Origin of the sequence: Mucilaginibacter limnophilus, assembly GCF_004005815.1 — a bacterium.
GTDB lineage: Bacteria > Bacteroidota > Bacteroidia > Sphingobacteriales > Sphingobacteriaceae > Mucilaginibacter > Mucilaginibacter limnophilus.
This window is the reverse complement of sequence record NZ_SACK01000002.1, coordinates 259,313-285,727: the sequence shown is the minus strand read 5'-3', so window position 1 is coordinate 285,727 and position 26,415 is coordinate 259,313. Positions and strand designations below refer to the sequence as shown.

The following is a 26,415-nucleotide window of genomic DNA, read 5'->3' as shown; positions in this document are numbered from 1 at the left end:
ATTTCTCCTTGTACCTCGTCGAAATGACAAAGTGCGCTTTACAGCGACAGTATTTCTACTATCTTTAATAAATTCAGATTTATTTCTGAGCTTTTTTCAATAGCTTTTTCAAGCGGGGTGTAGGCTATTTCATCATGAATAACACCTATCATTTCACCACTGCGGCCTGCTTTTAACGCTTCAACTGCGGCATAGCCCAAACGGCTGGCCAACACCCTATCCATACATGTTGGTTTACCACCGCGTTGTATATGGCCCAGTATTGATACACGAGTATCAATATGCGGGAATTTTTCTTTTACAATGTTACCTATGTGGAATGCGCCGCCTTCCTGCTCACCTTCGGCTACAATAACTATACGTGATGATTTATCTTTACGTCCGTTTTCAAGTCTGTCAAACAAACCAACCAAATCATCTTTGCTTTCAGGTATTAAAACACTTTCTGCGCCTGATGCTACACCGGTGCGCAGGGCTATCATACCTGAATCACGGCCCATAACCTCTACAATAAAAAGCCTGTCGTGTGATTCGGCAGTATCGCGTATCTTGTCAACCGCGTTAATTACGGTATTGATAGCAGTGTCATACCCAATGGTATAATCGGTACCGGTAAGGTCGTTATCAATAGTACCCGGTAAACCAATTACCGGAATGCCAAATTCTTCGTAAAGTGCTTTAGCGCCTGTAAAAGTACCATCACCACCAATGGCCACCAGCGCGTCAACATTATGCTTTTTAAGCTGATAGTGCGCTAATTTACGGCCTTCGGCAGTTTTAAACTGTTCGCTGCGGGCTGATTTAAGGATAGTGCCGCCGCGTTGTATAATGTTGGAAACCGATTTACGGTGTAAAAATTCATAATCACCATTAATCATGCCTTCGTAGCCACGGCGTATGCCGGTAACCTGCATGTCATGGTATAAAGCTGTACGTACAACCGCGCGTATGGCGGCATTCATGCCGGGCGCGTCGCCGCCCGAAGTAAAAACTCCTATATTTTTTATTTGGGTCATTGTTTATTCTTATAAGCAGTAATACCGCTATCTAAAAATTTAATGTATTTGCTTACGTTAAATTCAGCGCCCGACGGTTCGATTTCGTTGCCCACGCTGTCTGACAGCAGGTTACCATCACTATCGAGCAAAACATAAAACGGCTGCGAATTTGCGTTAAAACGCGAGGCCTGCAGGTCGCTCCATTTGGCGCCTAAATTAGTAATTTTTTTGCCACTGAAATCAGATATATAAACTTCTTGTGGTTGCAATGCGGTTTTGTCATCCACATATAGCTGAAGCAGAACGTATTCATCTCGCAAACGCTTAAAAACTTCAGGGTTCTCCCAAACATCAACCTCCATTTTACGGCAGTTAACACAATTCCAGCCGGTAAAATCTATCATAATAGGCTTTTTCAATTCTTTTGATACTTGTAAGGCCTGATCATAGTCGTACCAACTGTTAATACCTTTCACCTTGGCACGTTGAAAAATAGAGGCATATTTAGGTTCGCCTACTGATGTTTTTTGCGCTACAGCCGGAGCAGAACCAACATCTGACAGGTAAAAATCCTGCGTAGCAGGCGGTGGTAAAAACGCACTGATCGATTTAAGCGGCGCCCCCCATAAGCCCGGTATCATATAGGCCACAAAAGCGAAAACAATAATTGCTAAAAATATACGGGGAACCGACAGGTAAGCAAGGTCACTATCGTGCGAAAATTTAAGCTTACCAATAATGTACAATCCCATCAGGAAGAAAATGGCTATCCAAAGCGACAGGAAAATCTCACGGTCGAACCAGTTCCAGTGATAGGCGAGATCGACATTTGAAAGAAATTTTAGCGCGAATGCCAGTTCCAGGAAACCAAGTACCACCTTCACACTGTTAAGCCACCCGCCTGATTTAGGCAGGCTTTTAAGCGCTGATGGGAACAACGCAAACAATGTAAATGGCAATGCCAAAGCCAGCGAAAAGCCAAACATACCTATAGCCGGCCCAAGGCGTGCGCCACGTGCAGCGGCATCAACTAATAGCGTCCCTATAATTGGACCGGTACAAGAAAAAGAAACAACCACAAGCGTAGCCGCCATAAAAAATATCCCTACAAGGCCCGACTTATTTGAATTTTCATCAAGCTTATTTGCAAGTGAGCTTGGTAGCGTAATTTCGAACGCACCTAAAAAAGATATGCCAAATACAATCAGCAGTAGAAAGAAAAATATATTAAAGATGCCGTTTGTTGATAAGGCGTTTAACGCATCAGCACCAAATATCAGTGTAACCAGCAAGCCAAGCGCTACATAAATGATAATGATTGACACACCGTAAATAATCGACTGAAACAATCCCTTACTTTTTGAACCGGCCTTCTTAGTGAAAAAACTAACAGTCAGCGGCAGCATAGGGTAAATACAGGGCATAGTAACGGCTATAAGTCCACCTATAAAACCGGCCCAAAATATCTGCCATAGTGTTTTCTGCTCAACGGGAGCTTTAACAACCACTTCTTTCTTTTGCGGCTTTTCAACCTTCTTTTCCTGCTGTGCTTTTTTTACGGCAGCCATGCTGTCGGCAGCAGTTGGTATTTCAGTAAACTCAATCCCTTCAGTTGAAACCGTATCCTGTGCTTTTGCGGTGTAAATGCCACTAAATAAAATGCCTGTTACCAGTAACAGGCATGCAAAGTGTTTAAAATTAATGTTTTTTAAAAAGGCCATGTTTCAGCAATTAAATTACCGGTATGCTGAAATCAACCTCTGTAGGCGCAAGGCATTTAGTATCGTTACAGGTCATAAACTCCAGCTTACCTTTTACAGTTGTTTTAGCTGCCTTAAGCTTTATCTTCTGCTGAAATATAACCGAGTTTTCAAAATAGGTAACATTCATGCTAAATACCTTTTCAAACTTAGTAATACCTTTAGGCTCGGATGGTTTGCCTACAAGCGTAAAGTCTTTTGATGGCGCAAAGGTAAACGATGTTTTTACCGGACCGCCCTCTGCAACGTTTTGTGAATATATGTGCCAACCGTCATCCATAGTGGCTTTTATAAAAACAACCGCTTCTGTTTTACTTACTTTTTTTGCCGCGTACGACCATTTAACATGTGATTCGATCTGCGCAAACGCACTAACCGAAATAAACACCATCACTAATAATCCAAGTATCTTCTTCATTATTATTTATTTTAAAAACTCAATTTCTTTAAGGCCAAACAATTTATCACCATTCAGAGTATTTACAACCAGTAAACCCTCAGGGGTCACATTTTTAATTGTTCCTTCAAAAACGCTGTCGTTAGACTTATAATTACGGCTTTCGTTTAATCCGTAAAGTATGTCAAGGTAACCGCTTCTTAGTTCGTCTGTTCTACCTGCTTTCAGCTTGAGGTAATAAGCCTCAATGCCGCCGCAAATTTCCAATAATAATTGCCTTAAATCGTAATCACTATGTAAGATTTGCTTTACCGAAACCGGGTTAGGCACATGGGGCGGAAATTCGTCCTGGTTCACATTGATACCTATGCCGATAACCGAATGTTTAATTTTTTCTCCGGATAAAATGTTTTCAATTAAAATCCCACCCAGCTTATAATCGTCATAGTATATATCGTTAGGCCATTTTATGCTTAAGGGTTCGCCGAGTATGGGTTTGAGGGCATAATGAACGCCCAGGCTTATTGCCCGGTTAAGATCAAATTGTTGTGATATGGATAAAAATACAGGATTTAACAGCAGGCTGAATGTAAGGTTTTTACCTGGTTCGGCATGCCAGCCATTTTGCTGCTGCCCGCGGCCGGCATACTGCGCTTCTGCCATTATGACCGTTCCGTCGGGTACTGGCTTGGAATTTGACAATACATTTTTCAGGAATGTATTTGTGGAGTCAACTTCTTTAAGCGACACTAAATTTTGTCCAACAAATAATCGTGAAAATATGTTACTTTGCAAAGTATAATATTCTGTGTATTAAAATCGTTTTCAAAACTAATTCTTTTTAATGGTAAAAAATAAAGCGAAAAATGAATCCGCTTACATTTCTGAATTAGCCATACACGGCATCCAGGAAAAAAAAGGGAATGATATAGTGCGGTTAGACCTTCGGAACATATTCAGTTCGGTTTCTGATTATTTTGTGATATGCCATGCCGATTCATCAACTCAAGTGCGTGCAATTGCCAATAGTGTTGAGGAAGAAATATTCAAAGCTACGCAACAAGAGCCGTGGCGCAAGGAAGGCCTTGAATACAGTGAATGGATACTGCTTGATTATATTGATGTGGTAGTTCACATTTTCAGAACAGATAAACGTGAGTTTTACGGAGTTGAGGAGTTGTGGGGAGATGCCGAAATTAAAAGTTATAAAAGCGCTTAAGCATACAACTTATAGTATTTGCTATTATTGAATTATTGATTGTAAGTTTGAGCAGGTAAAAAAATGAAAGATAATAAATTGGACAAGCCAAAACCAATACGGAAAATTACGAATAAAAAGATATCGCCAAAGCCGCCTAAGTTTAACTTGATGTGGCTTTATGCGGTAGTTATTATAGCGCTGCTTGTTGTGCCAACCATAATGGACAGTTCGGGCGGCGAGCGGATTTCATACCAGCAGTTTGAAACGCAAATGCTGAAACCCCGCGATGTTGAAAAAGTTGAGGTTTATAAAAGCGGCGAACTGGTTTATGCGGATGTTTACATTAAAAAGGATAGTCTGGCAAAAAAGCCGCAATATGCTAATGTAAACAAACAGCAGCGTACGCTTAGCCTTAGTTCGGGCGGGCCTCAGTATACTTTTACTGATGCATCATACGAAAGCCTGAAGCAGTCGATAAACACTGCTGAAAAAGATATACCGGATGCGCAAAAAACACCAATTGAGTATGTACACCATGAAAACTGGTTGTCGAACTCGTTCTTCCAGCTGATCATCATGGGTGTATTGCTTGTAGTGGTATGGATGTTTATTATGCGCCGCATGAGTGGTGGTGCAGGCGGCGGTCCGGGCGGCCAGATATTTAACATTGGCAAATCAAAAGCTACCCTGTTTGACAAAGAGGCACAAGTAACCGTTACCTTTAACGATGTTGCCGGCCTTGAAGAAGCCAAGCAGGAAGTAATGGAAATTGTTGATTTCCTGAAAAACCCTAAAAAATATACCAACCTGGGTGGTAAAATACCTAAAGGTGCGTTACTTGTAGGCTCGCCGGGTACAGGTAAAACACTGCTTGCTAAAGCCGTTGCCGGTGAGGCTCAGGTACCATTCTTCTCACTGTCAGGTTCTGATTTTGTGGAGATGTTTGTTGGTGTGGGTGCATCGCGCGTACGTGATTTGTTCCGCCAGGCTAAAGATAAAGCGCCATGTATCATCTTTATCGACGAGATTGACGCTATTGGCCGAGCCCGCGGTAAAAACAATATTGTAGGCGGTAACGACGAACGTGAGAATACGCTTAACCAATTGCTGGTTGAAATGGACGGCTTTGGTACCGATTCAGGTATCATTATCCTTGCCGCTACCAACCGTCCTGACGTATTAGACTCAGCTTTGCTACGTCCGGGCCGTTTCGACAGGCAGGTATCTATTGATAAACCCGATCTGGTTGGCCGCGAGCAAATATTCAAGGTACACTTGAAACCGGTTAAACTGGCAGCAGGTGTTGATGCCAAAAAACTTTCGGCACAAACCCCGGGTTTTGCTGGCGCCGAAATTGCCAACGTTTGTAACGAGGCGGCGCTTATTGCAGCCCGTAAAAACAAAGAGGCGGTAGATATGCAGGACTTTCAGGATGCTATTGACCGTGTCATTGGTGGTTTGGAAAAGAAAAATAAGATCATCTCTCCTGAAGAAAAACGCATTGTTGCCTATCACGAAGCGGGTCATGCCATTGCAGGCTGGTTCCTGGAGCATGCCGATCCGCTGGTTAAGGTATCAATTGTTCCGCGTGGTGTTGCCGCGCTGGGCTATGCGCAATACCTGCCTAAAGAGCAGTTTTTGTACACTACCGAGCAGTTGCTTGACGGTATGTGTATGACAATGGGTGGCCGTGTTGCCGAGGATATCACCTTCGGTAAAATATCAACCGGAGCGCAAAACGACCTTGAGCGTATCACCAAGCTGGCTTATGCCATGGTTACCATTTATGGCATGAACCCTAAAGTTGGTAACGTATCATTTAACGACACCCAGGGCGAGTACCAGTTTAACAAACCGTATTCCGAAAAAACTTCGGAACTGATTGACGAGGAAGTACGTAACCTGATCAATAATGTTTACGACATGACCAAAAAGCTGCTAACCGAGAAGCGTGAAGGCTTGGAAAAACTGGCTAACAAACTGCTTGAAAAAGAGATCTTGTTCCAGTCGGACCTGGAAGAGATTTTAGGTAAGCGCCCGTTTGATCATCGTACTACTTATGATGAATTTGTAAACGGCAATGATCAGGGTAATCAGGAACCTGTTGCTCAAAACCTTGTACACGAAGGTGTAAGCGACCATTCTGGCACCTTTAACCGCAACCCGGAAGAAAAAGACGTGAGCGGTACCGATACTAAAAAGTAATTAGCTAAATAAATATAAAGCCATTCGCAAAAAGCGGGTGGCTTTATTTTTTGCAATGAAGGACATCACTACATCTAAAGAAAAACTGCTTAAAAAAATACGCAAGGCATTGCTTGAAAAGCGTGATAACCCATATCCGCATCTTGAAGAACAGCCTTTGTATCCGCCTACTGATGAATTGCCTGAGGTAGTATTTGCCGAACAGTTTACAGCGGCGGCCGGTCAATTTGTTTTTTGTGAGGATGAGGTGCAGTTTATTGAGAACCTGCTAACCCTTGCCGAAGAGCGCAAATGGCATAAAATATACTGCTGGGAACCTGCTTTGCAGCAAATACTTCAACAATACGAGTATCCATACTTTGAAACAGATAAAAACTTTGATCAAGCCCAGGTTGGCTTTACTTTATGCGAAGCGCTGATTGCACGAAACGGCAGCATCATGCTGTCAAACGCCGATGCCGGGCGCAGGTTGAGCATATATCCGCCTGTACATATTGTATTAGCCTATACTTCACAACTGGTGATGGACATAAAAGACGGTTTTAAACTGATCAGGCAAAAATACGGCAACAATCTGCCCTCAATGATTAGTACCGTAACCGGGCCAAGCCGTACCGCAGATATTGAAAAGATGCTGGTTTTGGGCGCGCACGGGCCAAAAGAACTGTTTGTATTCTTGTTGGATGGGTAAGTACTTTTATTACAGGTTAATCCGCTAAGTAATTATTATTGTAGATACAACCTCAATACTAACAATTAACTCATTAAAATCCTGGAAGACCTTTTGAACGCTTCCAGAGACCTCATGAGCCCACAATACAATTGGATAATTATCATTTACAATTTAAGCGGTTGTTGTATCAAAGCATGGTAAAACCCAGTCACGACAGTCAGCAAAAGGTAATACCTTATCCAACAGGTATTCTGTTGGTAACCATTAAAATCATCTTTAAAAGACTATCTTTCCAAGTATTAATGGCATGCCTGAAAAAGATACTTTGTCAATTTGCTTACTACGCTGCTACTTATCAACCTAATTATTTTTTGCTGATGCGAATTTGGCGGTGGATTGACTAACTTCGGCATATGAAACTATCGCTGCTTACCGATTATCTTGAAAGCCTTGCCCCTTTAGCCTACCAGGAAGATTATGATAATGCCGGACTTATTGTAGGCAGGCCGGATAAAGAAGTAGAGCAGGCGCTCATTTCGCTCGATTGTACTGAAGCTGTGGTTGACGAGGCCATTGCAACCGGCTGCCAAGTGATAATTTCACATCACCCTATAGTATTCCGCGGATTGAAGAGGTTTAATGGTCGCAGCTATGTTGAGCGCGTGGTTGAAAAAGCCATCAAACATGATATTGCCATCTATGCCATTCATACCAACCTTGATAATGTAATGGGCGGTGTAAATTCAAAGATTTGCGAAACACTTGGCTTAAAAAATACCCGCATACTTTCACCTAAAAACGGCTTGCTGAAAAAACTGGTTACTTATGCGCCTGTTACCGACGCAGAAAAAGTACAGAATGCCCTATTTGAGGCAGGAGCTGGTCATATTGGCAACTACAGTGAATGTAGTTTCATACTTCAAGGTACAGGTACCTTTAAAGGTGATGAAGGCACAGACCCATACGTTGGCGAACCCGGCAAGCGACATCATGAAAACGAGGTACGAATTGAAACTGTATATCCTGCCAATCTGGAAAGCAAAATATTGGTTGCCCTGATTATGGCACACCCCTATGAAGAAGTTGCTTACGACTTGTATACGCTTACCAACCGCCATCAGCAGGTAGGCTCGGGCATGATAGGCGAACTGGAAACACCGCTTGATGAAAAAGCTTTTCTTCAACACATAAAAGAAAAAATGCGCACTGGCGCTATCAGGCATACCGAACTGCGTGGAAAAAGCGTTAAAAAAGTAGCGGTTTGCGGAGGCGCGGGAGGCTTTTTACTGAAACAGGCCATAGCTGCCGGGGCCGATGTTTTTGTGACTGCTGATTATAAGTATCACGAGTTTTTCGACGCTGAAGGAAAAATAGTGATTGCCGATATTGGACATTTTGAAAGTGAGCAATTTACGCAGCAATTATTGTTTGAAATAATACGAAAAAAATTTGCTACCTTTGCCGTCCGTTTAACAACGATTAATACAAACCCGGTAAAATATTACATTTAAAAAATGGAACAAACCGTTGAACAAAAGCTGAAAGCTTTATACGAATTACAAACCATACACACTAAAATAGATAAGATACGTCAGGTACGTGGAGAGCTTCCTGTAGAGGTTGCCGACCTTGAGGATGACGTTGCCGGTTTGGAAACCCGCATTCAAAAACTGAAAAGCGAGCTTGACGATATCGAGGATGATATTGTTACCCGTAAAAACTTGATAAAAGAAGCACAGGCTAACATAAAAAAATATGAAGCCCAGCTTAATGATGTAAAGAACAACCGTGAGTACGATGCTATTTCTAAAGAGATAGAGATACAAGGGCTTGATATACAGGTTAGCGAGAAAAAGATTCGTGAGTACGGTTTTGAGATAGCTAACAAAACTCAGGTTTACGAAAAAGCTTTAGCTGATCTGGAAGCACGCCGTGCTGATCTTGACGCTAAGAAAGCGGAGTTAGGTACTATTACCGCTGAAACTGAAAAAGAAGAAAACGAGCTAACTGAGCAGTCTGAAAAAGCTTCGGCTGGTGTTGAAGAGCGTTTATTAACAGCTTATAACCGTTTACGCAAAAACGCTAAAAATGGGTTGGCCGTAGTAACCATTCAGCGTGACTCATGTTCAGGTTGCTTTAACCAAATTCCACCACAACGCCAGAGCGACATTCGCCAGCGTAAAAAAATTATCGTTTGCGAGCATTGCGGCCGTATATTGGTTGACGAGCAAATGGCACTGGAAGCAGAAACTACAGCCTAATTGTTATAAAAAAATATACACCACGAAAAGCGCCCGCAAGGCGCTTTTTTTGTTTACTTAAATCTTAAATAAACATGATAACTGATAAAGAAGCCAAAGTCAAAAGTAAGTTTTTGAGCTTTGTGCTGCGCCACCATCCTGAATTCATCGGACTTGAGCTTGATGCAAATGGTTGGGCCGTTACAGCACAACTTATTGAAAAAGTGAACGCTAATGGCCATAGCCTTGATGCTGCTGTGCTGGATTACATTGTGAATACTAATTCAAAAAAGCGCTTTGCATACAATAATGATAAAACCATGATTCGTGCTAACCAGGGGCATTCCGTTGATATTGATCTTGGATTGTTTGCTGCTGTACCTCCTGAATATCTTTACCATGGTACCGGCTCAAATGCCGTTGACTCAATTTTAGCTACCGGACTTGAAAAACGCGAGCGTCAACATGTTCATCTTGGCAGCGACATACAAATAGCCATTGCTGTAGGCGGCCGACATGGCAAGCCAAAAGTATTTAAAGTAGCCGCCGGGCAAATGCATGTTGATGGCTATGCTTTTTACTTGTCAGAAAACGGAGTATGGTTGATAGATAATGTGCCTGCTACTTACCTGGAATTAATTTGATTTGCCTTCATAATTTAAAGTTCCGCGTAAGTAAATACCGACAATCAATAGATCAAGTAAACCTCCTGTAATAAATGAAACTATAACACTGCCATAGTCAGTAAAACTTAAACCGGTTATCAAACGTATGATAACCGTTAAAATAGCAGTGCCAGTTATAGTTATCCAGAAGGATATAATGCGCTTTTTAACAATAACAGCTTCCATAGGTAGTTGCATTATGGCATAGCCTATTATTACAAACCCAAGAAGTGTGCTTGTATGCTGCAGTATCTTAAACATTGGAACTGTATGCCCTGCAATATGAGTTATATTAGATAATAAACTTTCAGTTACAAAATAACCGCTTACATGCGTAAAGGCATCCCAAAACAAATGCGACATGGCTCCGATTAGCAAGCAACTGGCTATTATAAATAATCGCAATAATGATGGTTTTACTGTATGAATATGCTTGTATCGTACTAACCGTGAGTTTAAAAAGATTGGTAAGTTATCAATTAGGATATTCCTGACAAATCGATCAAACAATATCAATAATAAAAAGCCTAAAGGCACGTCAAACCAAAACAAACCGTTAAGGGTATGGCTGTAGATGCTAACCGGCCGCATTCTGATGAAATATTCGAAATCAGGCACCATGCTGCCAACCACCAAAGCAGATATCGACACATACTTTCGTGGTAGATAATTTAAGGGCAAAACAATGGCAGCATGCGCGGGTGTAAAAGGCATAGTAATACCAAAATAAGCAAACCTTATTACATTCCAACTTTAAGCTTACTATGAAACTCAAAACAAACTCGTTTGCCTGCCTCCCTTTGGAATAAAGTGACTGTAATCAAACGGCGGCATTTCGCGGCCTGCCATGAAGCGGTTGCACGCCATACTAAACATCTGGTGAATTGACTCGGCAATCTTGCCATCACCGCTCATGCGGCGGCCAAAGTCGCTGTCGTTTAAACTACCGTTATGGCAGGCCTTTATCATGTTCAGTATCTTTTCGGCCCTGTCAGGGAAGGCTTTGTATACCCAATCGGTAAATATTTCGGCTATGGCGCCATTGAGCCGTACAATGGTAAATCCGGCTGATACCGCACCTTTGTCGGCTGCGGCTTTGATAATGTCGGGCACCTCGTTGCTGTTAAGTCCGGGTATAATGGGTGCTGCCATTACGCGCACCGGTACATTTATCTGCGACAATTTTTGAATCACAGCCAGCCTGCCGGATGCGGTTACAGTGCGTGGCTCAAGCTTTTGCCGTATATCTTCACGTAACGAAGTAATGGAAACGTTTACATGCACCAGGTTCATCTTGGCCATTTCGCCTAGTATGTCTGTATCCCTTAAAATAAGGTTGTTCTTGGTGATAAAGCTAACCGGATTACGATATTTAAGAAAGACTTCAAGCAGTCGCCGGGTTATTTTTAATCGGCGTTCGATGGGTTGATAGCAATCGGTATTGCCACTTAGCACAATGCAAACAGGCTCGTAATTCTTCTTATTAAAGTATTGTTCAAGCAGTTCGGGCGCATTACGTTTTACAATGATCTTGCGCTCAAAATCGAGCCCGGCGCTAAAGCCATAGTACTCATGACTATTTCGGGCATAACAGTATATGCAGCCATGCTCGCAACCCTGGTAAGGGTTAATAGAGTGCATGTGGCTCAGGTCGGGACTGTTTGATTCGCTGACTATCTTCTTAGGCGACTCTTCGTATATCTGTGTAGCCGTATTTTCAAGCAAGGGCTCATCAAGCCCTTCTACATGCTCAAGCACGTATTTTTTCTTAAGAAACTTATTGTGGACGTTTACCTGCGCTCCGCGGCCTTTAAAAAACTCACTGTTATCTTCATGTGACATGAAGCAAATTTGCTAATATTTTTAGCAAATTACAATTCTATCATTTTATTTTTTATGGCGTAAAGCACAAGGCCAACACGGCTTTTTATTTGCAGCTTTTCAAAAAGCTGATCGCGGTAACCATCAACAGTGCGGGCGCTTACACACATCTGGTCGGCTATTTCTTTGTAAGTAAGTTCGGTACCGGCAAGGCGTAAAAACTCCAGTTCACGGCCATTAAGTTTAATGTCGGGAGTACTTTCGTTAAAGCTGTTTATCAGGTGGCGGGTAACAAATTCAGGGTAATATACTTCGCCGCCGGCAACGCGTTTAAGGGCGTTCTCAAACTCCTGCGGCTCGGCATCCTTAAGTAAATAACCTTTAACGCCAATGCGCACCATGGCCAGTACCTTTTCGGCATCCTCAAACATTGACAGCACAATCACGCATACTTCCGGGTAGTTATTGCGCAGCCACTGCGCGGTTGATATACCATCCATACCGGGCATATTAATGTCAAGCAATATAATATCAGGCTTGTTCTTGGGCGATATCTTGCGGATAAGGTCTTCACCGTCTGATGCCTCGAACAATATGGAATATCCTTTAAAGTTGCTTATAAGGGAAACAATGCCGCTTCTGAACAGGCGGTGATCGTCAACCAGCGCTATTTTGATTGGTTCCGTCAGCATAGTTATTTTGGGCTATGGGGTTCAATGAAATTTTAATGTTGCAGCCCTTGCCCAGCTCGCTGTTAATTATGGCCGAACCGCCGATAAGTGCCGCCCTGTTCTCCATGTTTTTCAGTCCTGCGCCGCTATGCTCATTCATCTTATCAGCAACCGAAAAACCTTTTCCGTCATCTTCAATAGTCAAAGTAAATAAATTGGCAGTATAATTCAAACTGATGTGCAAATTACGTGCATGTGCATACTTAAGCGTATTGTTTAACGCCTCCTGAAATATCCTAAACAACACCAGTTCGCGCTGAACACCGAGCGGATAATGCTCTTCGCTAACATATAATGTAGTATTAAGTAAGCCGCTTTTTGTCACACGGTCAACCTCGGCTTTAATCGCTTCCGGCAAGCCTATCATTTTAATACGTTCGTAACTAAGACTTTTCGAAAGATCACGTAAATCGGTAATGGCCTGTGATATTAACTCGCGCGTTTCATCAATTTTTTCATGATTCTTTTTCTCGTCCATTGTTTTGGCCGAGGCAAGCGACAGCTTTACAAATGAAAGCACCTGGCCTATATTATCATGTATCTCGCGACTTATATGGCTAAGCGTTTGCTCCTGAATCTCTATTTGCGCTTTTAACAGTTCCTGATCGAATTGTGATTGAATCTGCGCTTTTTCAGAAATATATGAATTGTGTTTTTTTTGATAAAAGAAGAGAAAGCCTATTATAAATATGCCCAGCAGCAGCAGCATTATGGTGCCTGCAATTATGAGTGAAATAACTTCCTGCTCTTGCTGAAACATAAGAATGATATGGATAAACAAGAATACAAAATTAAATTGGCCACATTTGATATGATGTACCAAAGCAGGTAATAATGGTAGTTTTTACTGGCCGTCATGTAAGTAAAGGCGGCAAAAAAGAGGAATTCGGCCAGGCAGAAGAACAGCAGGCCGGTATTTACCCAAAAATTCGGCAAACGTATGAGTGTTAACTGCTCACCGGCTTGGTTCATTAGCTGGTAAAAGAACATACAAACCAGTGTGATCAGCACAATGTACTGTAATAAAATGGCTATGGTAGCCAGTTTCCAAAAACCCTGAATAAATGCAACATCAATAACAGTAAATAAAAAGGTAACTGCCACTATGGTAAACAGTCTTCGGCGTAGTTTCTGATTTAAAACATTTACCAGGAAGCAGCTGTAAAACAAAAACTCAATGGTTATAATAACATTTGTTATCCACTCGTTGCTGCCGTTAACATTAAATAGGTTGTAAATTGAACCTGCCTCGTAACAAACGATCAGCAACAAATAAGGTAAAAAATAAATGTACTGTGTTTTTTCAAGCTTTTTGTATTGAACTGCCAGCGTTAACAACGCCAGCAGTTCAATGATAAAGTATAGGTATTCAAGCATTCAGTAAATATAATTATGGGCAATTAGCCGGAGGGCATATTTTGCCATGATTTAGGCCACTACCACCCCCAATTGGATCGGTACCGGTAAGCGCTTTTTCGTTTGTGTCTTCTTTATCAAATATTTGATCTTCATCTTTGCCCCTTCCATTATTTTTGGTTGCAACCAATATAACGGTAAGCATATCATCATATTCGGTGGCCATGGTTTCATTATCATGCACAGCAAAATATACGCGTAAGCCGTCGGCATTATTTGCCTTGAAAAGTTCTTCAACAGATGCCCTTGAAAACCACACGCTATTAGAGTCCCTTTTCGCGTCATGGTCAATTGGCTGCAGGCTGCCCTTACGTGTTTTTTTAATTGATCGGCGATAATTAGCTACCAGTTTTTCCAGTTGTGCCTTGGTTACTCCCGGATAACCTTTGTTAGTACTTGCCATAGTTTTTTGAAATTGTGTTTAGTGAATAGTTTAAATTATCAGGGTATAAATGTAGTAAGCAAATCACTTTTCATTGCACAGTGTTTTCACGGTATTTTTAGGAGGTTATGATCTGAAAAATACCGTGTTATGGGTATTTTTTTCAAACTGATGTTGGCTGATATTTGTAGTGGCAGAAATATGGTACGTTACAGCATGCCGGTTCGTATCATATAAAAATAGGGGTATTTTCTGCTTAATATAAAGATCGGTCCCCTGCACAAATAGTGCAGGGGATTATTTTTTGCCCCGGCTCTAAAAACAATATCCGCCCACCTGCATTAATCTGATTGATGCGAAAGTTTCTGCAACGCTTATTACGAAAACCTGTAGCCCGGTTGGCCGACAAATATTCGTCGCGCCCTGATAAAAGGCGGGTTAACGCGGCGCTTAACAAACTGTATAAAAATATCACAGGTAATCCACCAAAGCGTGGGTTACTGATACCGTTTGATGCGCATCACGATAAATTTGTAATCTTTTCAGATCTTCACAAAGGCGCACGTGATCATTCGGATATATTCGCCTTGTCTGAAAAGAATTATCTCACCGCGCTTGATCACTATTATAAAGAAGGCTTTACATATGTTAATCTTGGCGACAGCGAAGAGCTTTGGGAGAATCTGTTTATAACGGTAAAAAGGCACAATAAAGAAACGTTTGAAAAGGAAAAGCTTTTTTTGCAACGCAAAGCATTTATCAAAGTTTTCGGTAACCACGATCTGTATTGGGATAATGACCCGCTGGCTGCAGTTAGCTTACTGCAAATTTATGGTGAAGCAATAAAGGTACATGAAGGTGTTGTGCTGCAAACGGTGATCAATAATAAGCCACTGTTTATATTTATGACACATGGCCATCAGGGCGATTTGCAAAGTGATGGTAACTGGTTCAGCAAGTGGTTTGTGTCAAATATATGGGCGCCGCTGCAAGCGTTTCTTGAACTGAACATCAATACCCCGGCTAACAACGAAATGCTGAAGACAGATCATAACCGCATAATGTATGAATGGAGTGCTAAGAAGAAGGATGTGGTGCTGATAACCGGACATACACACCAGCCGGTATTTGCATCGCTTACACATTTAGAAAAGTTGTATGCCGAATTAATGAGGGCCAAGAAAGACAATGATATTGAAAAGATGAACGAGCTGCAAACACAGATAAACTTTCGGCAGAATAAAGGCGATATGATTCCCGACTTTAACGTTTATGTGCCTACGTATTTTAATACCGGCTGCTGCTGTTTTAACGATGGCGACATTACAGGTATCGAGATAGAGGGCAGTTGTATCAGGCTGACAAAATGGGAGTATAACAGTAGAAATGAAAGTGAACGCTTTGTATTGGAAGAAGCAAAGCTGGAAACGCTGGCTAATTTGGCATGATTAAGTAATATTACGCCTTTTAATTATGATTGTAAAGTATAACACCATAAGTACATTATGAAAGATAACGTTATATAACTAAAATCGTAAATAAACACCTGAATACTGGCTAAGCTTGACTTAAATAAAGTACCAAGTGATATTGATCCTGCAATGACCGATCCAGACCAGGATAACCTTTAAGAATGGCGCAACTGGAGGGCCATTGATAGCACTGCAAACAATGATGGTATCGCGGAGCTTGAGAGTCAAATTGGCCATAAGTTTCCTGAAGATTATAATCTCCTTGAAGCACATACATTTTATGCGCTTCAGAAAATAAAACCTTAAATTCTCCCGTTCAATTCTGATATCGCCGGGCAAATGCCCCAGCCAGTTAAGTTTATCGCCCCAAAAATAAACAAGCAAGCCGGCAAGCAGTATTACCGCCCCGGCTATAATGATATATTTTCCTGTTTCGCTGTTAAGCGGCATATATTTATTGGTACATTTTAGCAATGTGGAAACTTTCGTATGCCATTTGCTTGTTGTACTCGTTTGCGAGATTTTTATGGTTCACCAGGTCAACAATTGTACCGATGAAGCACAACCCGGCGGTGAAAAAGTATAGTAAACCCATGCCTATCTGGTTAAGCATAAACCTGTGGATACCCGCGAAGCCTACAAAACCCAGCAAGCTTACCAACAAGATGTCCTGCGGATTCTTGCGTTTGGTTGAGTAGATAGCGAAAAACCTGTTTTTTTGGTTTTCGTCAAGCTCGGCGGTTGCCTGTTGTAAAAACGCAACTTCTTCTGGTGTGATGCCTGAGAAGGCGTAATATGGTTCGTTGTATCCGTACATGGCTTTAAGTTTTAGTGTATTAGTTGTTTGTGTTTTAATTATGATATAAAGGTACAGCAGCAACCAAAACCAGGCAACGTAAAACTGGCAGGCAGATTAAACAAGTCGGTAAGCGCGGTAGTTTTAACGGTGAAATTAGCTTATAAAGTTTGTTCAATTCACCGACTTTTGAAATACTTTACAATAACATCCGCTAAAATTTTATCACCTTTCATAGACTTCTCATAAATATCCCTTAAGTCCGTTAAAGTTAATGCCTCATCAGTTGTAATATCCTTCAAAACACTTACATCAATCTTTCTTTCGTAAATTTTACGACTTATAAATTGTGATAAAAAATACGAGTAGGCTTCATGCTTGTCAAGCATAATTTTTTCTGATGCTATAACACCTCGTTCCTTATAATAAACATAGTATAGTTTTAAAAAGAACAATTCTTTTATTCTTAATGCGATCTTATAATCGTCGGTTGCCGCGCCATAAATCCCATTCAAATAATATTGTTCAGGCTTTATGTTAAGTTCATTCAACTTATCATGTAAATCTTCAATGGTCATTTTTTAAAGTTTGGAGTATGCAGATTTTTTCTTTAATAACGAAATTATCCGCCAGCAGATAATGAGCGAAGCCGGTATGCCAAACCAATGTGCGTGAAACGAGCGGGAAATATCGCCTTTGAAAAGCCAGGCAATTGAATGGCCCAGGCCGCAGCCCGGGCACCAGGTGATACCGGCCATTTTTAACGGACAAAGATTAAAATGCCCGTCAGTTGCCGGATCGGTAACTGCCAGCGCGACGATAGCAGCTATCCAAAATATCAGTTCGAAGTATTTTGAAAAGAAGGCTTTAATCCAATTTGTTCGACTTGTTGGCATATAGTAAAGATACGCCTAATGCGCTTAATACGCCAACAAGCAGCGCGCCGAACATGCGGCCCGAGAAATCCTCAAAATTATTACCCTCGTATACCCAGTTAATGTATACTATAGCAGCAAAAATGGAAAGGATACCACCAAATATCAGTATTTTGAAACTTTGTACTAACGCTTCCAGAAAGCTCATTTCCCCGCCAAGATAATTATCGCGATAATCTTTAATAGCGATAAGCAACCCGATAATGGGTATCAGTACGGAGATATATTCAAAAGGGGATACTTTTGATTGGTTAAGATCATACCCCGCTTTATGCATAATAAACAGCCAAAGGCCGCTAAAAATTCCGATTACTATACCGGATAATAATGCGTTTTTCATTTTTTACAAGTATTAAAGTCAGGTTAAAGCCAAACACAATACCGTTTGGCGTTTGTATCAATAAAAGGATTTATGCACGGTTTTTGTTTGAACGCAGTGTCAATATTTGCCTTAACATAGGTAAAAAAGGACGTTTTAACTTATATTTGCAACAGTTTGGATATTCGTGATATTTTAGAACGATATAAAGCTGACGAACGGGTAAAGGCATTGGCTTCGGCTTTAAATGCAGGTAAAAATCCACGTGTTCAGCTACGGGGTTTAGTCGGATCAGGCGATGCGGCCATGGCGGTAGCATTGTATTTTTTACAGCATAAACACATGTTGTTTATACTGCCCGAACGCGAAGAAGCCGCTTATTTTCAGGCCGATCTGGAAAACCTCACCGGAAAAGATGTGCTGCTTTTCCCGTCATCATACCGCAAGCCATTTGAATTTACCCAGCCCGACAGCAGCAATGTGCTGGCGCGCGCCGAGGTATTGAACGAGCTTAACCACTCGTCGGAATATGGTAAGCTGATAGTAACTTACCCTGAAGCGATTGCCGAAAAGGTGATCGACCGCTCATCGCTTGAAAAAAATACTCTCGAAATTTCAGTAGGCAACAGCCTGAGCATTGATTTCATTGCCGACTTTTTGGTTGAGTACGATTTTGAAAGGGTTGATTTTGTATACGAACCGGGGCAATTTTCGGTACGCGGCGGCATAGTGGATATCTTTTCATTCTCCCACAACCTTCCTTACCGGGTAGAATTTTTCGGTGATTATATAGAATCTATCCGCACGTTCGAGATAGAAAGCCAACTGTCGGAAGAGCAGGTAAAAAGCATCACTATTGTACCTAATGTACAGTCGAAATTCTTGACAGAAAACAACATTTCGCTGCTTGAATATGTGGAGCAGGGCACACAGGTTTGGATAAAGGATATACAATTTACACTTGATATTATTCAAACCGGGCACAAAAAAGCTAACCAGCTGTGGAAAGCATTGTCGGCTGAAGATAAGCAGCAAAATCCTGAATGGATTGACCCCAAATACGCTTTTACCGACGAAAAAATGATTGCCGACCAGCTGCATGATTTCCCGGTGGCAGAATTTGGTAAGCAGTTCTTTTACCAGAATACCGCGCAGGTAAACTTTGATATGCGTCCGCAGCCATCGTTCAATAAAGATTTCAGCCTGCTGATACATAATTTCAAAAACAACGACGCTGAAAAGATAGAGAACTATATTGTTACCGATTCGTCAAAGCAAATTGAGCGCCTGTATGCCATTTTGGATGATTTGGATAAAACGGTAAAGTTTACGCCAATACCAATTGCCCTGCGCGAAGGCTTTGTTGACCGTGAGCAGAAAATTGCCTGCTATACCGATCACCAGATATTTGACCGTTATTACAAGTATAAAACCAAGAAGGGTTACCAGCGCTCGCAAGCTATTACCTTAAAAGACTTACGCGAACTTAAACCTGGTGATTTTGTAACCCATATTGACCATGGTATTGGTAAATATGCCGGACTTGAAAAAGTTGAAGTGTCGGGTAAAATGCAGGAAATGATCCGGCTGATATATGCGGATAACGACCTGCTGTATGTGAATATCAACTCGCTTAACCGCATATCAAAATACAGCGGCAAAGAGGGAACCGTACCCAAGATGAATAAGCTTGGTACCGATACCTGGGAGCGTCTGAAGAAAACAACAAAAAAAAAAGTTAAAGACATAGCCCGCGATTTGATAAAGCTGTATGCTGTACGCAAGTCGCAAACGGGTAATGCTTTCTCTCCTGATAGCTACTTGCAAACCGAGCTCGAAGCTTCCTTTTTATACGAGGACACGCCCGACCAGGAAAAGGCGACCATCGACTTTAAACGTGACATGGAATCGCCGCACCCTATGGACAGGCTGATTTGTGGCGACGTGGGCTTTGGTAAAACTGAAGTTGCCGTACGTGCGGCGTTTAAGGCCGTTGCCGATAGCAAACAGGTAGCCATACTGGTACCAACAACCATCCTCGCGGCACAGCATTACAAGACATTTTCCGACAGGCTAAAAGGTTTTCCTTGCAACATCGATTATGTTAATCGCTTCAAAAGCCCGAAACAAATTAAGGAAACGCTTGAAAATCTTAAACAAGGCAAGGTAGATATCATTATTGGCACCCATCGCTTAGTAAGCAAGGATGTTAAATTTAAAGACCTTGGCTTGATGATTATTGACGAGGAGCAAAAGTTCGGCGTAGGCACTAAAGAAAAGCTTAAACAAATGCGTGCCAATGTGGACACGCTTACGTTGACCGCTACGCCTATACCACGCACCCTGCATTTCTCGTTAATGGGCGCGCGCGACTTGTCCATCATTTCTACACCACCGCCAAACCGCCAGCCGGTAGTTACTGAACTGCATGTGTTTAATGATACACTGATAAAAGATGCCGTTGAGTTTGAACTTGACCGCGGTGGACAGTTGTTTTTTATTCATAACCGCGTAGCCGATTTGCCGCAGCTTGGCGCGCTGATACACAAGCTTGCACCCAAAGCCCGTGTAGGTATAGCTCACGGTCAGTTAGAAGGCGACGCGCTGGAAGATGTAATGTTGAAGTTTGTGAACGCTGAATATGATGTACTGGTGGCCACCACCATTATCGAAGCGGGACTTGATATACCTAACGCCAATACCATCATTATTAACCACGCCCACATGTTTGGCCTGAGCGATTTGCACCAGATGCGTGGACGTGTAGGACGAAGCAATAAAAAGGCGTATTGTTATTTGCTGAGTCCGCCGCTTTCAACACTAACCAACGAGGCGCGTAAACGCCTGAGCGCCATCGAGGAGTTTAGCGACCTTGGCAGCGGTTTTAACGTGGCCATGCGCGACCTTGACATACGCGGCAGCGGTAACCTGCTTGGCGCCGAACAAAGCGGTTTTATTGCCGAAATAGGTTTCGAGATGTACCACAAAATACTCGACGAAGCCATACAGGAACTGAAGGACGACGAATTTAAAGAAGTGTTTCCCGAGGATAAACCACGTCCGTTTATATCATTTACCCAAATAGATACCGACCTTGAGATACTTATCCCGAATGAGTATGTAACCAGTCTTTCGGAAAGATATAACTTATATACTGAGTTGTCAAAACTCGAAAATGAAACAGAGCTTGTAGCTTTCGAAGAACAGTTGCAGGATAGGTTTGGCCCAATACCCCCGCAGGTAAAAGACATGCTGAACACCGTTCGCCTACAATGGCTTGGAAAGACTATCGGCTTTGAGAAAATATCACTTAAAAAGAATGTACTGCGCGGCTACTTTATAAGCAACCAGCAATCGCCATATTTTGAAACGCCGGCTTTCAGGCAGGTATTAAGTTTTGTTCAAAGCAACCCCAGGCGCACTAATTTGAAAGAGGTGAAAAATACGCTACGTATTAGTATTGAGGCTGTAAATAGTATTGACGAGGCGGTGGAATTGTTGAGTGAAATGGCAGGGGTAACTGTTTAGTCATAGTCATCCTGAACTTGTTTCGGGATCCCTCAGGATGAGTAATTGCTATGCAAGAGAGATGCTGAATCAATTTCAGCATCAAAGGACTATTACACTTTCCTATAAATCTCTTTCAAATTCCTGCCAAGTTCCTGGTAATCGAGCCCATAGCCTATAACGTAATCGTTGGCTATTTCAAAGCCTACATATTTAAGTTCGGGGATTTTGGTGCTTCCTAATGCAGCCGGTTTTAACAGAAGTGAGCAAACAGCAATTGAAGCCGGTTTACGTACCGAAAGTTTATCAAGCAAGTAATGTAGCGTATTACCGCTTTCAACAATATCTTCAATTAAAATTACGTCGCGACCTTCAATATCAACACTCAGGTCAATATCATCGCGTATTTTTTTGCTGCTTGAAAGGCCGCCGTAGTATGATGCAAGCTTGGTGAAAGTGACTTCGCAGGGTATGGTAACGTGTTTTATCAGGTCGGCAATAAAAATAAAACTGCCATTGAGCACGCCTACAATTACCGGTACGGTATGCTTGTAATCAACATTTAGTTGTTCGCCAATAACACGCACACGTTTTTGAATTTCATCAGATGCTATAAAAGGCTCAAACTCAAGACCGGCTACAGTAATTTTCATATATCTCGCTAAGTGGTAAGTCTCCGGAAATCTGTAAAGTAATAAATTTGATTCCTCCGGAAATAATGAAGCTAAAGTAGTACAAATCAGTCAAAATATATTCAGATAAATAGAATTTACTGCTAATATAATCGCTTTAATTCCCCGGTTTATCATCAAATAACGGAAACTACGGTGTTGTGGCCTTCAGTTAACCGGTTACAACTTCATAAAACACTATCTTTGTCGCTCTTAATGGATTATCAACTTCATACTTTACATAACGGCATCAGGGTGCTTTTTAAGCATGCCCCGTTTACTGTTACACATTGCTGCTTTGTACTAAACGGCGGCGCGCGCGACGAAGAGCCCGGCAAAGACGGCCTGGCACATTTTATTGAGCACCTGTTGTTTAAAGAAACCGAAAAGCGCAACACCAATCAAATACTTAACCGGCTTGAGCTGGTAGGCGCCGATTTAAACGCTTATACAACTAAAGAATACACCTGCATACACGCGTCATTTTTACAGGAGCACCTTGAGCGTGCCATCGACTTGTTTGAGGACATCCTGTTCCATTCTACTTTTCCAGATGAGGAACTGGAAAAAGAACGCGGTGTGATACTGGACGAGATCGCCTCATATCTCGATCAGCCCGAAGAAGCCATACAGGATGACTTTGAAGGCATTCTATTTAAGGGCCATACGCTTGGCAACAATATTTTGGGTACGCCTGAATCTGTCGAAAATTTGTCGGTTCATGATATCCACCGATTTATAAAAGCAAATTATGCTACTGATGAAATGGTGTTCGCCGTGTCGGGTAATTATGATTTTAAAAAGATCATAAAGCTGTGCGAAAAATATTTTGGACAACTATCTCCAAATCATTCAAAAAAGAACCGGGTTAAACCATCGGCAAATAACGGCGAACTCCTGAAAACAGAGCGCCCGATAACTCAAACCCACTGCGTTATTGGCACCCAGGCTTACCCGTCAAACCATCCTCATAAAAGCGGTTTATTGCTGGTGAACAATATTTTAGGCGGGATGGGTATGAGCAGCCGCTTGAATCTGGAGATCCGTGAAAAGCATGGCATCGCCTATACCATCGAATCAAATTATACGCCACTAACTGATACCGGCATTTTCTCTGTTTACTTTGGCACCGATGCCGAAAAGGCCGATAAAGCCACCCGGTTAGTTCATAAAGAACTAAAAAAACTGCGCGAACAAAAGCTTGGCACAATACAACTGCACCAGGCAAAGCAGAAATTTAACGGACAGATTGCCCTTGCTGAAGAGAACCGTATGGGAGTAATTATATCGATGGCCAAAAGCCTGCTCGATTTTAATTATGCCGACAGTATTGAAGAAGTCTTCGCCAAAATAAACGCCGTTACTGCCCAACAGGTGCTGGAGATAAGCAACGAAATATTTGATAATAACCGGCTTATGACATTGCAGTTTGAGCCTAACCAATAAAAGCCTTATTTTTGCAGAATGAAATATCCTATAATTGCCTACGGCGACCCTGTTCTGAGAAAAAAAGCTACCCCGATTGTTCCGGATGAATATCCGCATATAAAGCAACTGGTTGAAGACATGTTTGAAACCATGTATGGCGCTCATGGTGTGGGTTTGGCCGCTCCGCAGATAGGACTTTCAATGCGTTTGTTTGTGGTTGATTGCTCTGTTTTTGATGATGAAGAACCCGAACTGGCTAACTTCAAAAGGGCTTTTATAAATGCCCAGATACTGGAAGAAACCGGTGAGGAGTGGGGATTTAACGAAGGCTGCCTTAGCATTCCTGAAATAAGGGAAGACGTATACCGCAAGCCAACCGTTAAGATATCATACTACGATGTCGACTGGAAACATCACGAGGAAACCATCTCAGGCATGGCGGCACGTGTTATACAGCACGAGTACGATCATATTGAAGGCAAACTGTTTACTGATAAATTAAGTCCGTTACGCAAAAGGCTTATACAAAAAAAGCTTAGCGATATTTCAAAGGGATCGGTAAAAGTGGATTATAAAATGCGTTTCCCTGACGCTAAAAAAGGACGTTAATCTGTTCCGCGGGCTTTATCGCCTGCAGATATCTGCCTGATTAGGCTGCCCCAGGCAAGCGGGTTCAACAACGGATTAGGTTGTACCGAGTTTTGGTTAACCATACGCATATGCATAGCTTGCCCGTTAGCCGATTGTATTTCGCGCGCGTCGCGCGCAAGAGTGTTTTGCATAGCCAGTAATGATGTACGGCTAACGTTTTTGCGGGCAACTTCCAAATCATCATCGGCAACTTTCATTGCCAGAAAATCCTTTTTAAACTCATCGGTAGTAGCCCAGGGGAAAATATGGAACACCGGCAGGTTGATGATCTGTGGTTTAAGGGTGATTTTAACCGTATAGCTTTTATTAACGTTTGCAGGTATAACAATAGTTACCGGCGCAAAACCTACTGATGAAAAGCGGATGCTATCCTGCTCGTGCGCTACAAATGAAAAGTAACCCTTATAGTTTGATGTGTTAACAGCCTTGCTTTGGCTAAGGTTGGTAATGCTTACATATGGCACTATGGTACCTACGCTATCGGCGTTATAGGTAATACCAGAAAATTGCACCAATGGCTGCTCTTTCTGCTGGGCAAACCCTGCAGTGGTTATCATCAAAAATAATATACCAATCAAATACTTCATTCGGGTCTTCAGCTCTCTTTATTATATTACTCTTTACAGCTCAAATGGTTTAAAATCCTGTCAAAAATATTCGCTTTATGTTACTTCGGCAATAGTTTAACAATACTTAACAATTATCTCAAATTTTCGGGAAGCACCGCGTTCGGGTCGTCAATATCGGTTAAATTGATGGCCTCAATACCGGCAACCTCGGGCACAGCTTTTTTAATGGCCTGCTCAATACCGGCCTTAAGTGTCATGATGCTCATAGGGCATGAACCGCACGAGCCAAGCAACTTCAGCTTCACCACATTATCGGGGGTAATTTCCTCTATAGAAACATTACCGCCGTCAGCCTCCAAATACGGACGAATTGTATCCAGCGCTGTTTCAACCTGCTCTAATAAACTCATTTTAATTAAATTACAGTATGTAAAATTACTAATTATTTACCACATTTTTATCAACCACACCACGCGCGTTGTATATAGAAACCTGCTGCGCTACCTGCTGAGCCATATCAACAAACGCGTTAGCCGTTACGCTATTATCCTGCTGCACCAACGGCACGCCGGCATCTCCTGATTCGCTGATGCTTTTAACCAGGGGCACTTCGCCTAAGAACGGAACATCCAGTTGAGCGGCCAGTTTCTTGCCGCCATCCTGCCCGAAAATATAGTACTTGTTTTGAGGCAGCTCGGCGGGTGTAAAGTATGCCATATTCTCAATAACACCCAGTATAGGCACGTTTATGGCATCCATCATAAACATGCCAATTCCTTTTTTAGCATCTGCAAGGGCAACATTTTGTGGTGTTGTTACAATCACTGCCCCAGTAACCGGGAAAGTTTGTGTTATGGTGATATGTATATCACCGGTTCCCGGCGGCAGGTCGACTACCAAATAATCAAGTTCGCCCCAGTCGGCATCATTAAACAGCTGTTTTACCGCTGTTGACACCATTGGTCCGCGCCAAGGCACGGGCTGATTTGGATCGGTAAAGAAACCTATAGATAACAGCTTGATACCAAATTTTTCTATCGGCTCAATACGCGTTTTACCGTTTTCCTGGGTAGCCATAGGGCGTGCTCCCTCAAGCCCAAACATAATAGGAATTGACGGCCCATAAATATCGGCATCTATCAAACCCACTTTGGCGCCCGATTTCGACAATGCCAGCGCCAGGTTAACCGCAACGGTTGATTTACCTACCCCGCCTTTGCCTGAGGCTACGGCTATAATATTTTTCACACCCGGTACGCCGGTATTTTTTTGCGAGGTAACACGTGAGGTCATGTTAACGTTGACCTCAATATCCTTACTTATAAAATGTGCGATGGCATTGCGGCAGGCATTCTCAATGAGGCCTTTGAGCGGACACGCCGGTGTTGTTAAAATCACCGAAAAGCTAAGCCGGTTGCCTTCAATATGTATGTCCTGTATCATGTTAAGAGTAACCAGATCTTTTTTCAGGTCGGGCTCCTCAACATGGCTAAGCGCCTGTAAAACTTGTTCTTTTGTAAATACCATCTCGTAAAAATTCCTCAAAAATATTAAAACCCCTTTAGTTTGGTTTTGTTA

The 26,415-nt window shown here is 42.1% G+C and carries 30 protein-coding genes; 11 read left to right on the top strand and 19 right to left on the bottom strand.

Annotated elements, in window-relative coordinates; all coding sequences use genetic code 11:
* Window positions 1–38: 38 nt before the first annotated feature.
* Genes pfkA through EOD41_RS05590 form a run of 4 tightly spaced genes read right to left on the bottom strand, consistent with a single transcriptional unit; the run spans window position 39 to window position 3,905 of the window.
* Complete coding sequence (gene pfkA / locus EOD41_RS05605) at window positions 39–1,016, bottom strand: 6-phosphofructokinase (RefSeq protein WP_127703815.1); 978 nt, start codon at window positions 1,014–1,016, stop codon at window positions 39–41.
* Window positions 1,013–2,719 carry a protein-disulfide reductase DsbD family protein gene (locus EOD41_RS05600; protein WP_127703814.1) on the bottom strand — a complete coding sequence of 569 codons (1,707 nt, stop codon included), beginning with the start codon at window positions 2,717–2,719 and terminating at the stop codon, window positions 1,013–1,015. The genes pfkA and EOD41_RS05600 overlap by 4 nt, the downstream gene beginning before the upstream one ends.
* Before the next feature lie 10 nt (window positions 2,720–2,729).
* Window positions 2,730–3,176: a protein-disulfide reductase DsbD N-terminal domain-containing protein gene (locus EOD41_RS05595; protein WP_205780499.1), complete on the bottom strand. Its 447-nt coding sequence runs from the start codon at window positions 3,174–3,176 to the stop codon at window positions 2,730–2,732.
* A gap of 6 nt (window positions 3,177–3,182) precedes the next feature.
* Window positions 3,183–3,905 carry a biotin--[acetyl-CoA-carboxylase] ligase gene (locus EOD41_RS05590; RefSeq protein ID WP_240663202.1) on the bottom strand — a complete coding sequence of 241 codons (723 nt, stop codon included), beginning with the start codon at window positions 3,903–3,905 and terminating at the stop codon, window positions 3,183–3,185.
* Window positions 3,906–3,999: 94 nt separating this feature from the next.
* Here EOD41_RS05590 and rsfS point away from each other — a divergent pair, with 94 nt between their 5' ends.
* The 7 genes from rsfS (at window position 4,000) to EOD41_RS05560 (ending at window position 10,118) form a co-directional block, all read left to right on the top strand.
* Complete coding sequence (gene rsfS / locus EOD41_RS05585; RefSeq protein WP_127703811.1) at window positions 4,000–4,374, top strand: ribosome silencing factor; 375 nt, start codon at window positions 4,000–4,002, stop codon at window positions 4,372–4,374.
* Between the two features lie 63 nt (window positions 4,375–4,437).
* Window positions 4,438–6,561 (top strand): ATP-dependent zinc metalloprotease FtsH, encoded by a 2,124-nt coding sequence (gene ftsH, locus EOD41_RS05580; RefSeq protein ID WP_127703810.1) that lies wholly within the window; start codon window positions 4,438–4,440, stop codon window positions 6,559–6,561.
* Window positions 6,562–6,616: 55 nt separating this feature from the next.
* Window positions 6,617–7,252, top strand: a complete 636-nt coding sequence (locus tag EOD41_RS05575; protein ID WP_127703809.1) for a LutC/YkgG family protein — start codon at window positions 6,617–6,619, stop codon at window positions 7,250–7,252.
* A 176-nt stretch (window positions 7,253–7,428) separates the two neighbouring features.
* Window positions 7,429–7,638 carry a hypothetical protein gene (locus EOD41_RS20665; RefSeq protein WP_164849891.1) on the top strand — a complete coding sequence of 70 codons (210 nt, stop codon included), beginning with the start codon at window positions 7,429–7,431 and terminating at the stop codon, window positions 7,636–7,638.
* A gap of 9 nt (window positions 7,639–7,647) precedes the next feature.
* On the top strand, window positions 7,648–8,745 hold the full coding sequence (locus EOD41_RS05570) for a Nif3-like dinuclear metal center hexameric protein (protein ID WP_127703808.1): 1,098 nt from the start codon (window positions 7,648–7,650) through the stop codon (window positions 8,743–8,745).
* Between the two features lie 3 nt (window positions 8,746–8,748).
* Window positions 8,749–9,495 carry a zinc ribbon domain-containing protein gene (locus EOD41_RS05565; protein ID WP_127703807.1) on the top strand — a complete coding sequence of 249 codons (747 nt, stop codon included), beginning with the start codon at window positions 8,749–8,751 and terminating at the stop codon, window positions 9,493–9,495.
* A gap of 74 nt (window positions 9,496–9,569) precedes the next feature.
* Window positions 9,570–10,118, top strand: a complete 549-nt coding sequence (locus tag EOD41_RS05560; protein WP_127703806.1) for an RNA 2'-phosphotransferase — start codon at window positions 9,570–9,572, stop codon at window positions 10,116–10,118.
* Here EOD41_RS05560 and EOD41_RS05555 read toward each other — a convergent pair.
* The 6 genes from EOD41_RS05555 to EOD41_RS05530 are packed head-to-tail and all read right to left on the bottom strand — an operon-like array spanning window position 10,110 to window position 14,510.
* Window positions 10,110–10,853, bottom strand: a complete 744-nt coding sequence (locus EOD41_RS05555) for a DUF4184 family protein (RefSeq protein WP_127703805.1) — start codon at window positions 10,851–10,853, stop codon at window positions 10,110–10,112. The genes EOD41_RS05560 and EOD41_RS05555 overlap by 9 nt on opposite strands.
* Window positions 10,854–10,910: 57 nt before the next feature.
* Complete coding sequence (locus EOD41_RS05550) at window positions 10,911–11,981, bottom strand: PA0069 family radical SAM protein (RefSeq protein ID WP_127703804.1); 1,071 nt, start codon at window positions 11,979–11,981, stop codon at window positions 10,911–10,913.
* Between the two features lie 29 nt (window positions 11,982–12,010).
* On the bottom strand, window positions 12,011–12,652 hold the full coding sequence (locus tag EOD41_RS05545; RefSeq protein WP_127703803.1) for a response regulator transcription factor: 642 nt from the start codon (window positions 12,650–12,652) through the stop codon (window positions 12,011–12,013).
* Window positions 12,618–13,451 carry a sensor histidine kinase gene (locus tag EOD41_RS05540; protein ID WP_127703802.1) on the bottom strand — a complete coding sequence of 278 codons (834 nt, stop codon included), beginning with the start codon at window positions 13,449–13,451 and terminating at the stop codon, window positions 12,618–12,620. The genes EOD41_RS05545 and EOD41_RS05540 overlap by 35 nt, the downstream gene beginning before the upstream one ends.
* On the bottom strand, window positions 13,415–14,068 hold the full coding sequence (locus tag EOD41_RS05535; RefSeq protein WP_127703801.1) for a hypothetical protein: 654 nt from the start codon (window positions 14,066–14,068) through the stop codon (window positions 13,415–13,417). Before EOD41_RS05535 ends, EOD41_RS05540 begins: the two co-directional genes overlap by 37 nt.
* Window positions 14,069–14,081: 13 nt before the next feature.
* On the bottom strand, window positions 14,082–14,510 hold the full coding sequence (locus tag EOD41_RS05530) for a hypothetical protein (protein WP_127703800.1): 429 nt from the start codon (window positions 14,508–14,510) through the stop codon (window positions 14,082–14,084).
* A 332-nt stretch (window positions 14,511–14,842) separates the two neighbouring features.
* Between EOD41_RS05530 and EOD41_RS05525 the strand changes: the two genes are divergently transcribed.
* The gene (locus EOD41_RS05525; RefSeq protein ID WP_127703799.1) at window positions 14,843–15,937 is read left to right on the top strand and encodes a metallophosphoesterase; all 1,095 of its coding nucleotides are present in this window, start codon (window positions 14,843–14,845) and stop codon (window positions 15,935–15,937) included.
* Between the two features lie 120 nt (window positions 15,938–16,057).
* Here EOD41_RS05525 and EOD41_RS05520 read toward each other — a convergent pair whose 3' ends face one another.
* The 5 genes from EOD41_RS05520 to EOD41_RS05500 form a co-directional block, all read right to left on the bottom strand.
* On the bottom strand, window positions 16,058–16,411 hold the full coding sequence (locus EOD41_RS05520) for a DUF2905 domain-containing protein (RefSeq protein ID WP_127703798.1): 354 nt from the start codon (window positions 16,409–16,411) through the stop codon (window positions 16,058–16,060).
* 4 nt (window positions 16,412–16,415) lie between these two features.
* Entirely contained in the window at window positions 16,416–16,778 is a 363-nt protein-coding gene (locus EOD41_RS05515; RefSeq protein ID WP_127703797.1) for a TM2 domain-containing protein, read from the bottom strand.
* Window positions 16,779–16,936: 158 nt separating this feature from the next.
* Complete coding sequence (locus EOD41_RS05510) at window positions 16,937–17,335, bottom strand: hypothetical protein (RefSeq protein WP_127703796.1); 399 nt, start codon at window positions 17,333–17,335, stop codon at window positions 16,937–16,939.
* A 3-nt stretch (window positions 17,336–17,338) separates the two neighbouring features.
* The gene (locus EOD41_RS05505; RefSeq protein ID WP_127703795.1) at window positions 17,339–17,653 is read right to left on the bottom strand and encodes a DUF2752 domain-containing protein; all 315 of its coding nucleotides are present in this window, start codon (window positions 17,651–17,653) and stop codon (window positions 17,339–17,341) included.
* Window positions 17,625–18,032 carry a DUF4199 domain-containing protein gene (locus EOD41_RS05500; RefSeq protein WP_127703794.1) on the bottom strand — a complete coding sequence of 136 codons (408 nt, stop codon included), beginning with the start codon at window positions 18,030–18,032 and terminating at the stop codon, window positions 17,625–17,627. The genes EOD41_RS05505 and EOD41_RS05500 overlap by 29 nt, the downstream gene beginning before the upstream one ends.
* A gap of 156 nt (window positions 18,033–18,188) precedes the next feature.
* On the opposite strand from EOD41_RS05500, the gene mfd reads away from it, so the two are divergent.
* A complete protein-coding gene (gene mfd / locus EOD41_RS05495; protein ID WP_127703793.1) occupies window positions 18,189–21,539 on the top strand; it encodes a transcription-repair coupling factor in 3,351 nt (1,116 codons plus the stop codon).
* A gap of 92 nt (window positions 21,540–21,631) precedes the next feature.
* Here the strand turns inward: mfd and hpt are convergent, their stop codons facing one another.
* Window positions 21,632–22,171, bottom strand: coding sequence for a hypoxanthine phosphoribosyltransferase (hpt, locus tag EOD41_RS05490; RefSeq protein ID WP_127703792.1), 540 nt, complete (start codon window positions 22,169–22,171; stop codon window positions 21,632–21,634).
* 234 nt (window positions 22,172–22,405) lie between these two features.
* Between hpt and EOD41_RS05485 the strand changes: the two genes are divergently transcribed.
* Window positions 22,406–23,635: a M16 family metallopeptidase gene (locus EOD41_RS05485; protein ID WP_127703791.1), complete on the top strand. Its 1,230-nt coding sequence runs from the start codon at window positions 22,406–22,408 to the stop codon at window positions 23,633–23,635.
* Window positions 23,636–23,653: 18 nt separating this feature from the next.
* Window positions 23,654–24,226 (top strand): peptide deformylase, encoded by a 573-nt coding sequence (gene def / locus EOD41_RS05480; protein WP_127703790.1) that lies wholly within the window; start codon window positions 23,654–23,656, stop codon window positions 24,224–24,226.
* Here def and EOD41_RS05475 read toward each other — a convergent pair.
* From EOD41_RS05475 to EOD41_RS05465, 3 genes are all read right to left on the bottom strand, one after another.
* Window positions 24,223–24,855: a peptidase associated/transthyretin-like domain-containing protein gene (locus EOD41_RS05475; RefSeq protein ID WP_127703789.1), complete on the bottom strand. Its 633-nt coding sequence runs from the start codon at window positions 24,853–24,855 to the stop codon at window positions 24,223–24,225. The two genes, def and EOD41_RS05475, sit on opposite strands and share 4 nt — an antisense overlap.
* Window positions 24,856–24,968: 113 nt before the next feature.
* Complete coding sequence (locus tag EOD41_RS05470) at window positions 24,969–25,247, bottom strand: NifU family protein (RefSeq protein WP_127703788.1); 279 nt, start codon at window positions 25,245–25,247, stop codon at window positions 24,969–24,971.
* Between the two features lie 28 nt (window positions 25,248–25,275).
* On the bottom strand, window positions 25,276–26,364 hold the full coding sequence (locus EOD41_RS05465; RefSeq protein ID WP_127703787.1) for an Mrp/NBP35 family ATP-binding protein: 1,089 nt from the start codon (window positions 26,362–26,364) through the stop codon (window positions 25,276–25,278).
* Window positions 26,365–26,415: the final 51 nt, after the last annotated feature.

What these genes read in the sequence shown, in the direction of transcription:
- pfkA (WP_127703815.1), bottom strand. Translation starts at nt 1,016, where the DNA reads ATGACCCAAATAAAAAATATAGGAGTTTTTACTTCGGGCGGCGACGCG.
- EOD41_RS05600 (WP_127703814.1), bottom strand. Translation starts at nt 2,719, where the DNA reads ATGGCCTTTTTAAAAAACATTAATTTTAAACACTTTGCATGCCTGTTA.
- EOD41_RS05595 (WP_205780499.1), bottom strand. Translation starts at nt 3,176, where the DNA reads ATGAAGAAGATACTTGGATTATTAGTGATGGTGTTTATTTCGGTTAGT.
- rsfS (WP_127703811.1), top strand. Translation starts at nt 4,000, where the DNA reads ATGGTAAAAAATAAAGCGAAAAATGAATCCGCTTACATTTCTGAATTA.
- ftsH (WP_127703810.1), top strand. Translation starts at nt 4,438, where the DNA reads ATGAAAGATAATAAATTGGACAAGCCAAAACCAATACGGAAAATTACG.
- EOD41_RS05575 (WP_127703809.1), top strand. Translation starts at nt 6,617, where the DNA reads ATGAAGGACATCACTACATCTAAAGAAAAACTGCTTAAAAAAATACGC.
- EOD41_RS20665 (WP_164849891.1), top strand. Translation starts at nt 7,429, where the DNA reads ATGGTAAAACCCAGTCACGACAGTCAGCAAAAGGTAATACCTTATCCA.
- EOD41_RS05570 (WP_127703808.1), top strand. Translation starts at nt 7,648, where the DNA reads ATGAAACTATCGCTGCTTACCGATTATCTTGAAAGCCTTGCCCCTTTA.
- EOD41_RS05565 (WP_127703807.1), top strand. Translation starts at nt 8,749, where the DNA reads ATGGAACAAACCGTTGAACAAAAGCTGAAAGCTTTATACGAATTACAA.
- EOD41_RS05560 (WP_127703806.1), top strand. Translation starts at nt 9,570, where the DNA reads ATGATAACTGATAAAGAAGCCAAAGTCAAAAGTAAGTTTTTGAGCTTT.
- EOD41_RS05555 (WP_127703805.1), bottom strand. Translation starts at nt 10,853, where the DNA reads ATGCCTTTTACACCCGCGCATGCTGCCATTGTTTTGCCCTTAAATTAT.
- EOD41_RS05550 (WP_127703804.1), bottom strand. Translation starts at nt 11,981, where the DNA reads ATGTCACATGAAGATAACAGTGAGTTTTTTAAAGGCCGCGGAGCGCAG.
- EOD41_RS05545 (WP_127703803.1), bottom strand. Translation starts at nt 12,652, where the DNA reads ATGCTGACGGAACCAATCAAAATAGCGCTGGTTGACGATCACCGCCTG.
- EOD41_RS05540 (WP_127703802.1), bottom strand. Translation starts at nt 13,451, where the DNA reads ATGTTTCAGCAAGAGCAGGAAGTTATTTCACTCATAATTGCAGGCACC.
- EOD41_RS05535 (WP_127703801.1), bottom strand. Translation starts at nt 14,068, where the DNA reads ATGCTTGAATACCTATACTTTATCATTGAACTGCTGGCGTTGTTAACG.
- EOD41_RS05530 (WP_127703800.1), bottom strand. Translation starts at nt 14,510, where the DNA reads ATGGCAAGTACTAACAAAGGTTATCCGGGAGTAACCAAGGCACAACTG.
- EOD41_RS05525 (WP_127703799.1), top strand. Translation starts at nt 14,843, where the DNA reads ATGCGAAAGTTTCTGCAACGCTTATTACGAAAACCTGTAGCCCGGTTG.
- EOD41_RS05520 (WP_127703798.1), bottom strand. Translation starts at nt 16,411, where the DNA reads ATGCCGCTTAACAGCGAAACAGGAAAATATATCATTATAGCCGGGGCG.
- EOD41_RS05515 (WP_127703797.1), bottom strand. Translation starts at nt 16,778, where the DNA reads ATGTACGGATACAACGAACCATATTACGCCTTCTCAGGCATCACACCA.
- EOD41_RS05510 (WP_127703796.1), bottom strand. Translation starts at nt 17,335, where the DNA reads ATGACCATTGAAGATTTACATGATAAGTTGAATGAACTTAACATAAAG.
- EOD41_RS05505 (WP_127703795.1), bottom strand. Translation starts at nt 17,653, where the DNA reads ATGCCAACAAGTCGAACAAATTGGATTAAAGCCTTCTTTTCAAAATAC.
- EOD41_RS05500 (WP_127703794.1), bottom strand. Translation starts at nt 18,032, where the DNA reads ATGAAAAACGCATTATTATCCGGTATAGTAATCGGAATTTTTAGCGGC.
- hpt (WP_127703792.1), bottom strand. Translation starts at nt 22,171, where the DNA reads ATGAAAATTACTGTAGCCGGTCTTGAGTTTGAGCCTTTTATAGCATCT.
- EOD41_RS05485 (WP_127703791.1), top strand. Translation starts at nt 22,406, where the DNA reads ATGGATTATCAACTTCATACTTTACATAACGGCATCAGGGTGCTTTTT.
- def (WP_127703790.1), top strand. Translation starts at nt 23,654, where the DNA reads ATGAAATATCCTATAATTGCCTACGGCGACCCTGTTCTGAGAAAAAAA.
- EOD41_RS05475 (WP_127703789.1), bottom strand. Translation starts at nt 24,855, where the DNA reads ATGAAGTATTTGATTGGTATATTATTTTTGATGATAACCACTGCAGGG.
- EOD41_RS05470 (WP_127703788.1), bottom strand. Translation starts at nt 25,247, where the DNA reads ATGAGTTTATTAGAGCAGGTTGAAACAGCGCTGGATACAATTCGTCCG.
- EOD41_RS05465 (WP_127703787.1), bottom strand. Translation starts at nt 26,364, where the DNA reads ATGGTATTTACAAAAGAACAAGTTTTACAGGCGCTTAGCCATGTTGAG.